Origin of the sequence: Burkholderia sp. SRS-25 (genome assembly GCF_004343765.1) — a bacterium.
Lineage (GTDB): Bacteria > Pseudomonadota > Gammaproteobacteria > Burkholderiales > Burkholderiaceae > Burkholderia > Burkholderia contaminans.
In genome coordinates this window covers 1-13,534 of the sequence record NZ_PTXM01000006.1, presented here as the reverse complement: position 1 = coordinate 13,534, position 13,534 = coordinate 1, and the positions used below count along the sequence as shown (strand labels likewise).

Below are 13,534 nucleotides of genomic sequence, written 5' to 3'. Positions count from 1 at the left end.
CATCACCCGCGTCACTCGCCCGGACGTCGCCGCGTCGCGGGCCGCGGCTTCGATTGCCTCACCCCTTTGCCACGCATCCGCCTCGCTCCGCGCGCGGCGATCCGGCACACCGCGTCTTTCCGCTTTCACGATCTGATGCACGGCGTCGCACGCTCACCGACGCGTGCATCCGCCTGCCGATCGCTCCCGCCGGCGTGATGCGCGCCGTGCGGCAACCCCGACTCGCACACCCGCAACGAACGGCCGTGCGACCACGATCCGACACCATCGAGAGGGCATCACCATGAGCATGCGGCCTGACCCGACGTTTCACGCTTCGCCGGAGCTTGCGATGCAGGCGCCGCCGGAAGCGTTTGCCTATACGTTGTTGCTGAGCCCCGATTTTTCCAGACCCGACGCGCTCGCCGTGATCGACGTGAAGCCCGGCTCGTCGACCTACGGAAAAATCGTACATACGGTGACGATGCCGAACACCGGCGACGAGTTTCACCACTTCGGCTGGAATGCCTGTTCGTCGTCGCTGTCGCCGCTGACCGGCCATGCGTTCCTCGAACGCCGCTTCCTGATCATCCCCGGCCTGCGCTCGTCGCGCATCTACGTGATCGACACGAAGCCGCATCCGACGCAGGCGCGCATCCACAAGATCATCGAGCCCGACGAGGTCTTCTCGAAGACCGGCTATTCGCGACCGCACACCGTTCATTGCGGGCCCGAGGGCATCTACGTGAGCACACTCGGCGGCGCGGGCAAGGACGGCACCGACGGCGCGCCCGGCATCTTCATCATGGATTGCGAAACCTTCGACGTGCTCGGCCGCTGGGAGATCGATCGCGGCCCGCAGGACAAGCATTACGACTTCTGGTGGAACCTGCCGCGCGACTACATGGTGTCGAGCGAATGGGCGCTGCCGCCGCAATTCGAGAACGGGATCGTGCCCGAGGATCTGCTCGCGAACAAATACGGGCACCGGCTGCATTTCTGGGACCTGCACGCGCGTCGCAACGTGCAGACGATCGATCTCGGCGCGCAGCACCAGATGGCGCTCGAAGTGCGGCCCGCGCACGACCCGGCGCGCGAATACGGGTTCGTCGGCGTCGTGGTCGACACGACCAATCTCGAAGGCTCGATCTGGACGTGGTGGCGCGAAGGCGGCAAGTTCCATGTGAAGAAGACCGCGACGATTCCCGCCGAGCCGGCCGCGGCCGATGAACTGCCGCCGCTGCTCAAGGGATTCGGCGCGGTGCCGCCGCTCGTGACCGACATCGACCTGTCGCTCGACGATCGCTTCCTCTACGTGTCCTGCTGGGGCACCGGCGAGATGCGCCAGTACGACGTGTCGGACCCGCACAACCCGGTGCTCGCGGGGTCGGTCCGCATCGGCGGCATCGCGCGCCGCGCGCCGCACTCGAACGGCCGCACGTTCGCGGGCGGCCCGCAGATGGTCGAGATCAGCCGCGACGGGAAGCGCGTGTACTGGACGAACTCGCTCTATTCGACATGGGACGACCAGTTCTATCCGGACGGCGTGCCGGGCGCGCAGGTGCTCGCGCATGTGGGGCCGGAAGGCGGGCTGACGCTCGCCGACGATTACTGGGTCGAGTTCCCCGACGGCTATCGCGCGCACCAGATCCGGCTCGAAGGCGGCGACTGCTCGACCGACTCGTTCTGCTATCCGTCGGTCAAGCGTTGAACCCCGGCTTGCACGCCCCGTTCGCGCTGTGGGCGGCCGTGCTCGCGAGCGGGGTGTATCACGGGCTCAACCCCGCGATGGGCTGGCCGCTCGCGGTGTCGAACGCGCTGATGACGCGCCGCGGCGGCGCGCTCGTCGCGGCGCTCGGCTATCTCGCGCTCGGCCATGCGCTCGCGGTCTTCGCGGTGATGCTGCCGTTCGGGCTGCTCGCCGCGCTGCTCGCGTGGCAAACGGCGATCCGGATCGGCGCGAGCGCGCTCGTGATCGGCTTCGGCGCCGTGCTGCTGATCCGGCGCCGGCATCCGCGGGCGCTTGCGCGGATTCCGCCCGCGCGGCTCGGCCTGTGGTCGTTCGCGGTCGCGATCGCGCATGGCGCGGGGCTGATGCTGGTACCGATCTACCTGGGGCTGTGCGGGCTCGACCAGGACGCCGGCCATCGCGCGGCGGCCACGCTCGTCGATGCGCATCTCGGGATGGCGCTCGTCGTCGCGGCCGTGCATGCCGTCGCCATGATCGGCGCCGGCGGCGGGCTCGCGTGGCTCGTGTACCGCTATCTCGGGCTGAAGTTCGTATCGCGGAGCTGGTTCAATCTCGACGCGGTGTGGGCGTCGAGCCTGATCGTGACGGGCGCATTGTCGCTCGGGCTGGCGGCGGCGCGATAGTGCGGGGGGACCTGCGGCCGAGTTCGAGCAGGGGTGCCGGGCGGCGCGGCGGACCCGCACGAATGACGCGACACAACGGCCGTGCCGGCAGCGTGCCATTGCGGATCAGGCAGCACGCCGCAGTGTTCGCTACGTCACCCTGCCCCCGCAATGCGCCGTCTGGCCGGGCCCGGCGGCCCCGATTCCGCTAAAATCGGGCCATGCGCACCCCTTCCTCCTCGACCGCCTTGTTGCCTTTCGTCCGCCGTGCCCGCCCTGCCCGCGTCGCGCCGCGCCCGCCCGTCTCGTTCCGGATGGCCGCGCGATGAGCCACGCCAATCCTCCGGATTTCGACTCGGCCGCCTTCCGGCAAGCACTCGGCCAGTTCGCCACGGGCGTAACGGTGATCACGACGCGCGCGCCGTCCGGCCAGCTGATCGGCATCACCGCCAGCTCGTTCAACTCGGTGTCGCTCGATCCGCCGCTCGTGCTGTGGAGCCTCGCGCACAAATCGGCGTCGACGCCCGTGTTCCGCGGCAACAGCCATTACGTGGTGAACGTGCTCGCGGCATCGCAGCTCGACCTGTGCAAGCGCTTCTCGACCTACAAGGGCGATCGCTTCGAAGGGATCGCGCATGCGGCCGGCAACTCGGGGATGCCCGTGCTCGACGGCGCGCTCGCGTGGTTCGAATGCCACAACCGCAGCCGCTACGATGAAGGCGACCACGTGATCTTCGTCGGTGAAGTGGAGCGCTGCGGCGTGCGCGCGGAATCCGACACGGCACCGCCGCTCGTGTTCCACGGCGGCGGCTTCCACGGTCTTACACCGCTTTGATCGCCCCCGTGCGCGCCAGCCCGACCGGCGCGCCGGCTTCATCCTTCAGCGTCTGCAACACGATGTTCGAACGGATGTCCATCACGCCCGGCGCCTTGTAGAGCCGGTTCAGCACGAAATCCGAATAGTGCTTGAGGTTGTGCGCGAGCACGCGCAGCAGATAGTGGCTTTCGCCCGTCACGACGAACGCGCCGACCACCTCCGGCCATTCGCGCAGCGCTTCCGCGAAGCGCTCGTGCCATTGATTCTCTTCGTTGCGCATCGACACCTGAACGAACGCCTCGAGCTCGAAGCCGAGCTTCTCGCGGCTCAGGCACGCGCGATAGTGCTCGATCACGCCCTGCTCCTCGAGCAGGCGCATGCGGCGCAGACAGGCGGATGGCGAAAGCGAAATCCGTTCCGCCAGGTCGAGATTGCTGATTCTGCCCTCTTCCTGCAGTACCGCCAGAATCCGGCAGTCGGTGGCATCGAGCGTGATCGCGTGCATTTTTGGTCCCCGTTTTCCCTCTGAGTCGAATTATCTGCCAATCCGGCGGATTGTCCATGTTTATTTCGCAAGCACTTTCTACGAGCGTCCACCTATCATTCGAAGGACCGACTCACCGAATCGTCATGCCATGGACACCCTCTGGGACATCTCGCCGCCTGTCAGCCCCGCCACCCCCGTGTGGCCGGGCGATACGCCGGTTTCCGTCGAACGCGTGTGGCGGATGGAGGCCGGCTCGCCGGTCAACGTCGCGCGCCTGACGCTGTCGCCGCACACGGGCGCGCACTGCGACGCGCCGCTGCACTACGACGCCGACGGCGCGCCGATCGGCGCCGTGCCGCTCGACACCTACCTCGGCCCGTGCCGCGTGATCCATTGCATCGGCGCATCGCCGGTCGTGCAGCCGGCCGACGTCGCGGCCGCGCTCGACGGCGTACCGCCGCGCGTGCTGCTGCGCACCTGTGCGCGCGCCAGCGTCGACGAGTGGGACAGCCACTTCTGCGCGGTCGCGCCCGAGACCGTCGACCTGCTCGCCGCGCACGGCGTGAAGCTGATCGGCATCGATACGCCGTCGCTCGACCCGCAGGAATCGAAGACGATGGATTCACATCACCGCGTGCGCGCGCACCGGATGGCAATCCTCGAAGGCATCGTGCTCGACGATGTGCCGCCCGGCGACTACGAACTGATCGCACTGCCGCTGAAATTCGCGACGCTCGACGCGAGCCCCGTGCGCGCGGTGCTGCGCGCGCTGCCCGCGCGTGCCGCCTGATTACCCCGACTGACGACCTCACATCATGATGATCAAGACCCGTGAAGACGCGCTCGCGCTCGACCGCGACGATCCGCTCGCCCCGCTGCGCGACCAGTTCTCCCTGCCCGAAGGCGTGATCTACCTCGACGGCAACTCGCTCGGCGCGCAGCCGCGCGCATCGGCCGCCCGCGCGCTGCAGGTGATCGACGCCGAATGGGGCGAAGGCCTGATCCGCAGCTGGAACACGGCCGGCTGGTTCGCGCTGCCGCGCCGTCTCGGCGACAAGCTCGCGACGCTGATCGGCGGCGCGCCCGGCGAAACGGTCGTGACCGATACGATCTCGATCAACCTGTTCAAGCTGCTGTCGGCGATGGTGCGCCACCAGGCCGAGCGCGCGCCCGAACGCCGCGTGATCGTGTCGGAGCGCTCGAACTTCCCGACCGACCTGTATATCGCGCAGGGGCTGATCGAGCAGCTCGGCGGCGACTACGAACTGCGCCTGATCGACGACCCGGCCGACCTTCCCGGCGCCCTCGGCGCGGACACGGCCGTCGCGATGATCACGCACGTGAACTACCGCACCGGCTACATGCACGACATGCCGGCCGTCACGCAACTCGTGCACGACGCCGGCGGGCTGATGCTGTGGGATCTCGCGCACTCGGCCGGCGCGGTGCCGGTCGACCTGAACGGCGCACGCGCGGACGGCGCGGTCGGCTGCACGTACAAGTACCTGAACGGCGGCCCCGGTTCGCCCGCCTTCGTGTGGGTGCCGCATCGTCATCACGCGCACTTCTCGCAGCCGCTGTCCGGCTGGTGGGGCCACCGCGCACCGTTCGCGATGCAGCCCGGCTTCGCGCCCGATCCGGGCATCGCACGCTTCCTGTGCGGCACGCAGCCGATCGTGTCGATGTCGATGGTCGAATGCGGGCTCGACGTGTTCCTGCAGACCGACATGCACGCGATCCGCCGCAAGTCGCTCGCGCTGACCGACGCGTTCATCGCGCTCGTCGAAGCACGCTGCGCGGGCCTGTCGCTGAAGCTCGTCACGCCGCGCGCGCATCACCAGCGCGGCTCGCAGGCGAGCTTCGAGCATCCGCACGGCTACGAAGTGATGCAGGCGCTGATCGCGCGCGGCGTGATCGGCGACTACCGCGAGCCGTACGTGCTGCGCTTCGGTTTCACGCCGCTCTATACGCGCTTCGCCGACGTGTGGGATGCCGTCGAGACGCTGCGCGACATTCTCGCCACCGACGCATGGAAGGCGCCCGAGTTCGCCGAGCGCGGCGCGGTGACCTGATCGGCCTTGCCCGGCGCGCGCGAGCCGCGCGCCGCGCCCCCGTCATTCAAATCTGGAGAGAGTCGTGAATTCTGGTCATATGCAGCCACCCGGCGGCGACGCACCGGCGGGCTGCCCGTTCTCGGGCGCACGCGCCGCGCATTCGGCACAAGCGGCCCCGGCCGCGCACGAAGCATCGCACGTGCCTGGCGATGCCGGCTGGCACAACGCGCAGCTCGATTTCTCGAAATCGATGAGCTACGGCGACTACCTGTCGCTGAATTCGATCCTCGACGCGCAGCATCCGCTGTCGCCCGATCACAACGAGATGCTGTTCATCATCCAGCATCAGACGAGCGAGCTGTGGATGAAGCTCGCGCTGTTCGAGCTGCGCGGCGCCCTCGACGCGGTGCGCACCGACGCGCTGCCGCCCGCGTTCAAGATGCTCGCACGCGTGTCGCGCATCCTCGAGCAACTGGTGCAGGCGTGGAACGTGCTGTCGACGATGACGCCGTCCGAATATTCGGCGATGCGCCCGTATCTCGGGCAATCATCGGGCTTCCAGTCTTATCAGTACCGGCAACTCGAATTCCTGCTCGGCAACAAGAACGTGCAGATGCTGCAGCCGCATGCGCACCGGCCCGACATCCTCGAACAGGTGCGTGCGACGCTCGAGGCGCCGTCGTTCTACGACGAAGTCGTGCGCCTGCTCGCGCGGCGTGGCTTCCCGATCGCGGCGGAGCGGCTCGAGCGCGACTGGACCCAGCTGACCCGGCACGACGAAACGGTCGAAGCCGCGTGGCTCGAGGTGTACCGTCACCCGCAGCAGCACTGGGAACTCTACGAGATGGCCGAGGAACTCGTCGATCTCGAGGATGCGTTCCGCCAGTGGCGCTTCCGTCACGTGACGACCGTCGAGCGCATCATCGGCTTCAAGCAGGGCACGGGCGGCACCAGCGGTGCGCCGTACCTGCGCAAGATGCTCGACGTCGTGCTGTTCCCCGAGCTCTGGCACGTGCGCACCACGCTGTAACGCACCACTCGCCACCGGGCCCGCCCGCCGTCACGACGACGTGCGGGCCAGCTTCTCCCCTTCGCGCGGCTGCATGGCCGCGTGCGACAGTCGCGGGATATGCCGTCGCACGACGAGCAGCGCGGCGCAGACAATTCCCATCGCGATCGCCAGCATCGTCAGATAGGCCGTGGCGCCGCCCGTGGTGATCACGATCGCGCCCGCGAACGCACTGAGGATCGCGCCGAGCCGGCCAAACGCGAGTGCGCTCGCGGTGCCCGTCGCGCGCACGGCCGTCGGGTAAATGTACGCACAGAGCGCGTACATCGTCGACTGCACCGCGTTGACGAACAGTCCGTGCAGGCCGAGCCCGACGATCAGCCAGCCCGTGTGGCGGCCCGCATCCACACCCATCAGCCACACCGCACTCGCCGCGCCGCCGATACTGCACAGCACGAGCGGCCAGCGCGACCCGGCGTGCGCGATCGTCCACGCGCACAACAGCGCACCGATCACGCCGCCGAGGTTGTACGCGGTGAGCCCCGTCCCCGCGACCGACACGCTCAGCCCGCTTGCCGCCAGCATCGTCGGCAGCCAGCTGAACGCCGCATACACGGCAAGCAGGCACATGAAGAACGCGCACCACAACGCGATCGTGTCGCGCGCCTGGCCGCTCGCGAACAGCGCGCCGAAGCCGCCGCGGCCGCCTGCGGTGCGTGCGTCCCTCGTGTCGGTGAAAGCGGTGCCCGGCGCGACGGGCCGCTCCATCCGCGCGAGCAGCGCGCCGAGTTCCGGCCAGCGCGCGGGGCGCCGCGCGAGATAGCGCGGCGATTCGGGCAGCGCACGCACGAGCACGAAGCCGAGCACGAGCGGCAACGCGCCGCCCGCGAAGAACAGCCCGCGCCAGCCGTAGCGCGGCAGCATCTCGTGCGCGAACAGGCCGGCCAACATCCCTCCGAGCGGCACGCAGACGATCGTCGCGGTCACCATCATCGTGCGACGCCGCGCGGGCGTGTATTCGGCCGTCATCGTCGTGGCCGTCGGCAGCGCGCCGCCAATCCCGAGGCCTGCTACGAAGCGCAGCACCGCGATCGCGGTGACGTCCGGTGCGAAACCGATCGCGCAGGTCGCGATGCCGAACAGGAACACGCTGCCGATCACGGCCTGGCGGCGGCCGAAGCGGTCCGCGACGATCCCCGCGCACGCACTGCCGATGCCCATCCCGATCAGCCCGGCCGCCACCGCCGGCGCGAACGCGCCACGCGTGATGCCCCATTCGCGGATCAGCACCGGAATCGCGAAGCCGATCAGCTGGCCGTCGAAGCCGTCGAGCACGATCGCGAGCGCGGCGAGCAGCACCACGCAGCGCTGCATCGTCGTGAACGGCCCGTCGTCGAGCGCCGCGCCGATGTCGACGGACGGAGGGAGCAATCCGTCGCGCGTGCTCATGCGACCTCCCGTGTACCGCGCTCAGGCGGCAACATGCGCGAGCGGCGCGCGGCAAGACAACGGCATTCGATGGCGTTCATGGTGTCTCCGGTTGCCCGGGCTGGCGCGGTGGCGCGTGCCCGGATCTCGTGCTGCGCAGGCGGCCGGTGTCGACGCATCGGCGCCGGCTCCGGTGTCTCGTCCAACCCGCTCCGATCGGGCGCCATCGCCTGCGCGCGACGCGCTCGTCTCGTCGTGCGGCGCAAGCCGCGCCGCCAGCCTGGTGCTCAGTTGATCCGTGCGTCGATCAGCCGAACCAGCGCAAGCAGCGTCTCGGCGTGCGGTACCGCGACACCCTCTTCGCTCGCGGCCGCGACGACCTTGCCGCTGATCGCCTCGATTTCCGTGCGGCGGCCCGCGAGCACGTCCTGCAACATCGACGGGCGATGCCCGCGATGCGCGCGGATCGCATGCTCGACGTTGCGCGCGATACGCTCGCCGTCGACCGCGATGCCCTTCGCGCGGGCGACGGAGGCCACCTCGGCCGCGATCGCGCGCGCGAGCCGCGGCCCGTCGTGATGATTGCCGAGCTGGTCGACCGTGCAGCCCGTCGCCGCGCACAGCGTGTTGAGCGCCGCATTGAACGCGACCTTCTCCCAGATCGCGGCCCATACGTCGGTATCCAGCGTGCACGCGAGCCCCGCGCGCGACAGCGTTTCGGCCGCCGTCGCCGCGAACGGGCGCGCCGCGCCGTCGGCCGTCATCATGCGGATCGTGCCCGCGCCGTGCGAGCGCACGTGCGCCGGCCCCGCGGCGTCGGCCGGCCACGTCGTCACGCCGACCAGGATGCGTTCGAGCGGCACGAACGCATTCAGCGTCTCGACGTTGCCGAGCCCGTTCTGCAGCGTCAGCACGTGCGTGGCCTGCTCGAGCAGCGCGCGCACGCCGTCGAGCGCGGTACGCGTATGCAGCGATTTCGTGAATACGATCAGCAAGTCGAACGATGCATCGGGCGATGCGGCCGCATCCGCATTCGCCACTTCCGGCCGCACGGCCTGCAACGTCCGGATGCGTCGTTCACCACGATCGTCGTCGATGCGCAATCCGTCGCGGCGAATCGCATCGAGGTGCGCGTCGTTCACGTCGATCAGCGTGACGGCCTCGCCGCTTTCAGCCAGCAGCCCGCCGAACAGCGAGCCCATCGCGCCGGCGCCCAGAATCGCAATCCTCATCGTCGTCGGCCTCGTCAGAACGGATAGTGGCGCGGTGCGGTCTGCACCGTGATCCAGCGCAGGTCCGTGAACGCCGCGATGCCTGCCTTGCCACCGAAGTGACCGAAGCCGCTGTCCTTCACGCCGCCGAACGGCATCTGCGCCTCGTCGTGCACGGTCGGGCCGTTCACGTGGCAGATGCCCGATTCGATGCGGGCCGCGACGCGCATCGCACGCGCGACGTCGCGGCTGAACACGGCCGACGACAGCCCGAACGCGTTGTCGTTCGCGCAACGGATCGCGGCATCCTCGCCGTCGACGCGCACGATACCCTTCACCGGGCCGAACGACTCCTCGGCATAGATGCGCATCGCGGGCGTCACATGGTCGAGCAGCGTGGCCGGGAACAGCGTGCTGTCGGCCTTGCCGCCACATACGAGCGTCGCGCCGTGCGCGAGCGCATCGTCGATCAGCGCGTTGCAGCGCTCGACGGCCTTCATGTCGATCAGCGAACCGAGTACGACCGGCCCTTGGCGAGGATCGCCGAGCGGCAGCGACGCGGCCTTGTCGGCGATCCTCGCGACGAACGCATCGGCGATCGATGCGTCGACGACGATGCGTTCGGTCGACATGCAGATCTGCCCGGAATTCGCGAACGCGCCGAACGCCGCCGCCGCCACTGCGGCGTCGAGATCGGCATCGTCGAGCACGACGAACGGCGCCTTGCCGCCGAGCTCCAGCACCGACGGTTTCAGGTGACGCGCGCAGGCTTCGGCGACGATCCTGCCGACACGCGTCGAGCCCGTGAAATTCACGCGGCGCACGGCCGGATGCGCGATCAACGCATCGACGATCGTGCCCGCATCCTCGGGCGCGTTCGTCACGAAATTGACGACACCCGGCGGCAGCCCCGCTTCCTGCAACGCCTCGACGATCAGACCGTGCGTGACGGGACACAGCTCCGAGCCCTTCAGCACGACCGTGTTGCCGCACGCGAGCGGCAGCGCGAGCGCGCGCGTCGCGAGGATCACCGGCGCATTCCACGGTGCAATGCCGAGCACGACGCCGGCCGGCTGCCGCACGCCCATCGCGAGCGAGCCGGGCACGTCGGACGGGATCAGCTCGCCGCCGATTTGCGTGGTCAGCGATGCGGCTTCGACGAGCCCGCTCGCGGCGAGATGCACATTGAAGCCGGCCCACAGCGCGGACGCGCCCGTCTCCGCCGCCATCGCGGCGACGAACTGCTCGTGCTTCGCTTCAAGCGCGGCGGCCGCCTTCAGCAGCAGCGCGCGGCGTGCGCCGGGGCCGAGCGCGGCCCAACCGGGAAACGCTCGGGCGGCCGCGTCGGCCGCCGCGCGCGCATCGTCGACGGTGCACGCGGGCGCTTCGGACGCGACTTCGCCATCGAGCGGGTTGCGGCGCACGAAGGTCGCGCCGCTGGACGAATGACGGCGTTCGCCGCCGATCAGCATCGATACGGTTTGCATGGAATCTCCGGAAGGACGCGCGTCGCGCATCACGTAATTCAGGCAATCTCGACTTCGACGACGACCGGCGTCGCCGCACGCAGCGCGTCGGTCAGCGTGTCGCGCAGGTGCGTGGCCTCGCTCACGCGTATGCCGCGGCAGCCCATCCCTTGCGCGAGCGCGACGAAATCCAGGTTCGGCAGATCGGTGCCTTGCACGGGGTCGCCCGGACCGAAGCCGAATACCGGCGCGAAATCCTGCAGCGCCGCATAGCGGCGATTGTTCAGGATCACGAACGTGATCGGCAGCTTCAGTTGCGCGGCGCTCCACAGTGCCTGGATCGAATACAGGCTCGACCCGTCGCCGATCAGCCCGATCACGCGCCGGCCCGGCTGCGCGAGCGCGACGCCGACGGCGGCCGGCATCCCGTAGCCGAGCCCGCCGCTGTCCATCGTGTAGAACGTGCCGCTGCGCGTGAACGGCAGGTGTTCCTGCATCACGGGCCGCGCGCTCGGCGCTTCCTCGACGACGATGTCGTGCGCATCGCGCAGGTCGGCGAGCGTCTGCAGCGCGAACGCAACCGACATGCGCTCGCCGGCGGCCGGCGGTTCGACACGCGCACGCGGCGGCCGCGGCGCGGGCATCGGCCGCTCGGGCGGCGCCGGGCGCGCGAGCAGGTCGCGCGCGGCGAGCCGCAGGTTGCCGACGACCGCATCGCCCGACGGCGTCCACGCGGCGATGCCCGGATCGTCGACGAGCTGCACGAGCGTCGCGCCCGGCGGCACGTGCGGGCCGAAGCCCTCGATGTGATAGGTGAACGCGGGCGCGCCGAACGCGAACACGAGGTCGTGCCCGTCGAGCCGCGCGACGATCTTCTCGCGGATCGCGGGCAGGAAGCCGGCGAACAGCGGATGGTCCTCGGGGAAGCTGCAGCGCCCCGACATCGGCGCGACGTACACGCGCGCACGGTGCCGCTCGGCGAGCCGCACGACGTCGTCCCACGCACCGGCGCGATCGACGGCCGCCCCGACCACGAACGCGGGTCGCCGCGCGGCGTCGAGCGTGTCGCCGAGCCGCGCGAGCGCGTCCGGGTCGGGCCGCACGACGCTGCTGACGTCGCGGCGCGGCAGCCGGTCGGCCGGCTGGTCCCAGTCGTCGACCGGGATCGACACGAACACGGGGCCGCGCGGTTCCTGCATCGCGATGCGGTACGCACGCGCGATCGCGGCCGGCACGTCCTGCGCACGCGCAGGCTCGATGCTCCATTTCACGTACGGCTTCGGCAGCTCGGCAGCCTGCGTCGCGCCGAGAAACGGGTCGAACGGCAGGATCGCGCGCGCCTGCTGACCCGCAGTGACGACCAGCGGCGTGCGGTTCTTGAAGGCGGTGAAGAGATTGCCCATCGCGTTGCCGACGCCCGCCGCCGAATGCAGGTTGACGACCGCCGCATTGCCGGTGGCCTGCGCGTGGCCGTCGGCCATCCCGACCACGACGGCTTCGTGCAAGCCGAGCACGTAGCGGAAATCGTCCGGGAAGTCGCGAAACATCGGCAGCTCCGTCGAGCCGGGATTGCCGAACACGCGGTCGATGCCGAACTGGCGAAGCAGGTCGATCACCGCATCGCGAACTGTGATCGGTGCGGCGGAAGGGGGCGTATGGCCGGACATGCTCGGGCGTCTCCTCGATGGCTTGGCGGTTTCCACAGTATCGAAGCGCAAGCCATTCTCGGATACTGTATTTTCTGCGATAAGCCATACCGTTCCGACATGACTTTCGATCTTCGACAATTGCGTGCCTTCACGACGATCGTCTCGTGCGGCAGCCTCGGCCGTGCCGCCGACGCGCTGCACGTCACGCAGCCGGCGCTGAGCCGGATCCTGAAACGGCTCGAGGACCAGGTCGGCGCGCCCTTGTTCGAGCGCCACTCGAAGGGCGTGCAGCTCACCGCGTTCGGCGAGGCGCTGCTGCCGCACGCGACGCTGCTGCAGCACGAGGCCGAGCACGCGCGCGAGGAGCTCGACGCGATGCGCGGCTTCGCGAAAGGCACGATCAAGGTCGGCACGGTGGGCAGCATCGCGAGCCTCGTGCTGCCGGTCGCGGTGGGCCGTGTGCTCGACCGCTGGCCGAACCTGCGCGTCGAGATCATCGAAGGCGTGTGGGACCGGCTCGCGGAAGGGCTGAACAAGCACGAGATCGATCTCGCGCTGTCCGCGCACGGGCCCGACACCGACGAGATCGTCGCGATTCCCGAGTGCCGCTGGGAAGATCGCAGCCACATCGTTGCGGCGCCGCACCATCCGCTGCGCGCGCTCGGCCGCGCGCCGACGCTCGCCGACACGCTGCACGCGCGCTGGGCGATTCCGCCGCGCGGCACCGCGCCGTTCGACCACATGCGCGCGACCTTCGACGCACACGGGCTCGCGCTGCCCGACATCGCGGTCGAGACGCGTTCGGTGACGACGCTGAAAAGCCTCGTCGCGCATGCCGGTTTCCTGAGCTGGATGGCCGAGCCGATGTACGGCGCCGAACAGCGCGCCGGTACGATCGACACGCTGCCGGTGCACGAGGTCGTCGCGGTGCGCACGCTCACCGCGTTCCGGCGCCGCCACGGCATCCTGCCGGGGCCGGCCGGCAAGCTGCTCGAGGAACTCGTCGCATTGACGCGCGAAGGACGCTGACGGCACTTTCCGCACCGGCCGCCTGTTCGCGCCCTCCCGCCCCACCCGCACGC

The 13,534-nt window shown here is 69.5% G+C and carries 12 protein-coding genes; 7 read left to right on the top strand and 5 right to left on the bottom strand.

The genetic code is table 11. The annotated features are described in order from the left end of the window. Positions 1–283 precede the first annotated feature (283 nt). The 3 genes from C5O79_RS08510 to C5O79_RS08500 all read left to right on the top strand — a co-directional run bounded on the left by C5O79_RS08510 (position 284) and on the right by C5O79_RS08500 (position 3,166). A complete protein-coding gene (locus C5O79_RS08510; protein WP_122474281.1) occupies positions 284–1,690 on the top strand; it encodes a selenium-binding protein SBP56-related protein in 1,407 nt (468 codons plus the stop codon). Then, complete coding sequence (locus C5O79_RS08505; RefSeq protein ID WP_122474282.1) at positions 1,687–2,352, top strand: hypothetical protein; 666 nt, start codon at positions 1,687–1,689, stop codon at positions 2,350–2,352. The genes C5O79_RS08510 and C5O79_RS08505 overlap by 4 nt, the downstream gene beginning before the upstream one ends. Positions 2,353–2,656: 304 nt before the next feature. Then, entirely contained in the window at positions 2,657–3,166 is a 510-nt protein-coding gene (locus C5O79_RS08500; RefSeq protein WP_039368331.1) for a flavin reductase family protein, read from the top strand. On the opposite strand, the gene C5O79_RS08495 is transcribed toward C5O79_RS08500, so the two are convergent. Then, positions 3,153–3,653, bottom strand: coding sequence for an Lrp/AsnC family transcriptional regulator (locus tag C5O79_RS08495; RefSeq protein WP_006477992.1), 501 nt, complete (start codon positions 3,651–3,653; stop codon positions 3,153–3,155). The two genes, C5O79_RS08500 and C5O79_RS08495, sit on opposite strands and share 14 nt — an antisense overlap. A 130-nt stretch (positions 3,654–3,783) precedes the next feature. Between C5O79_RS08495 and kynB the strand changes: the two genes are divergently transcribed. The 3 genes from kynB (at position 3,784) to kynA (ending at position 6,719) form a co-directional block, all read left to right on the top strand. Next, a complete protein-coding gene (kynB, locus tag C5O79_RS08490; protein WP_046544547.1) occupies positions 3,784–4,425 on the top strand; it encodes an arylformamidase in 642 nt (213 codons plus the stop codon). Positions 4,426–4,456: 31 nt separating this feature from the next. After that, complete coding sequence (kynU, locus tag C5O79_RS08485; RefSeq protein ID WP_122474581.1) at positions 4,457–5,707, top strand: kynureninase; 1,251 nt, start codon at positions 4,457–4,459, stop codon at positions 5,705–5,707. Between the two features lie 79 nt (positions 5,708–5,786). Next, entirely contained in the window at positions 5,787–6,719 is a 933-nt protein-coding gene (gene kynA, locus C5O79_RS08480) for a tryptophan 2,3-dioxygenase (protein ID WP_122474283.1), read from the top strand. 30 nt (positions 6,720–6,749) lie between these two features. Here kynA and C5O79_RS08475 read toward each other — a convergent pair whose 3' ends face one another. The 4 genes from C5O79_RS08475 to mdlC form a co-directional block, all read right to left on the bottom strand. After that, entirely contained in the window at positions 6,750–8,147 is a 1,398-nt protein-coding gene (locus tag C5O79_RS08475) for an MFS transporter (protein WP_122474284.1), read from the bottom strand. A 266-nt stretch (positions 8,148–8,413) separates the two neighbouring features. Beyond that, on the bottom strand, positions 8,414–9,358 hold the full coding sequence (locus C5O79_RS08470) for a 2-dehydropantoate 2-reductase (RefSeq protein WP_122474285.1): 945 nt from the start codon (positions 9,356–9,358) through the stop codon (positions 8,414–8,416). A 14-nt stretch (positions 9,359–9,372) separates the two neighbouring features. Continuing rightward, positions 9,373–10,824, bottom strand: coding sequence for an aldehyde dehydrogenase (locus C5O79_RS08465; RefSeq protein ID WP_046544542.1), 1,452 nt, complete (start codon positions 10,822–10,824; stop codon positions 9,373–9,375). A 38-nt stretch (positions 10,825–10,862) separates the two neighbouring features. Continuing rightward, positions 10,863–12,470 (bottom strand): benzoylformate decarboxylase, encoded by a 1,608-nt coding sequence (gene mdlC, locus C5O79_RS08460; protein ID WP_047852151.1) that lies wholly within the window; start codon positions 12,468–12,470, stop codon positions 10,863–10,865. A gap of 99 nt (positions 12,471–12,569) precedes the next feature. On the opposite strand from mdlC, the gene C5O79_RS08455 reads away from it, so the two are divergent. Then, positions 12,570–13,481, top strand: a complete 912-nt coding sequence (locus tag C5O79_RS08455) for a LysR family transcriptional regulator (protein ID WP_047852152.1) — start codon at positions 12,570–12,572, stop codon at positions 13,479–13,481. The last annotated feature ends 53 nt before the right edge of the window (positions 13,482–13,534 follow it).

What these genes read in the sequence shown, in the direction of transcription:
- C5O79_RS08455 (WP_047852152.1), top strand. Translation starts at nt 12,570, where the DNA reads ATGACTTTCGATCTTCGACAATTGCGTGCCTTCACGACGATCGTCTCG.
- kynA (WP_122474283.1), top strand. Translation starts at nt 5,787, where the DNA reads ATGCAGCCACCCGGCGGCGACGCACCGGCGGGCTGCCCGTTCTCGGGC.
- C5O79_RS08470 (WP_122474285.1), bottom strand. Translation starts at nt 9,358, where the DNA reads ATGAGGATTGCGATTCTGGGCGCCGGCGCGATGGGCTCGCTGTTCGGC.
- kynB (WP_046544547.1), top strand. Translation starts at nt 3,784, where the DNA reads ATGGACACCCTCTGGGACATCTCGCCGCCTGTCAGCCCCGCCACCCCC.
- C5O79_RS08500 (WP_039368331.1), top strand. Translation starts at nt 2,657, where the DNA reads ATGAGCCACGCCAATCCTCCGGATTTCGACTCGGCCGCCTTCCGGCAA.
- C5O79_RS08495 (WP_006477992.1), bottom strand. Translation starts at nt 3,653, where the DNA reads ATGCACGCGATCACGCTCGATGCCACCGACTGCCGGATTCTGGCGGTA.
- mdlC (WP_047852151.1), bottom strand. Translation starts at nt 12,470, where the DNA reads ATGTCCGGCCATACGCCCCCTTCCGCCGCACCGATCACAGTTCGCGAT.
- C5O79_RS08475 (WP_122474284.1), bottom strand. Translation starts at nt 8,147, where the DNA reads ATGAGCACGCGCGACGGATTGCTCCCTCCGTCCGTCGACATCGGCGCG.
- C5O79_RS08510 (WP_122474281.1), top strand. Translation starts at nt 284, where the DNA reads ATGAGCATGCGGCCTGACCCGACGTTTCACGCTTCGCCGGAGCTTGCG.
- C5O79_RS08465 (WP_046544542.1), bottom strand. Translation starts at nt 10,824, where the DNA reads ATGCAAACCGTATCGATGCTGATCGGCGGCGAACGCCGTCATTCGTCC.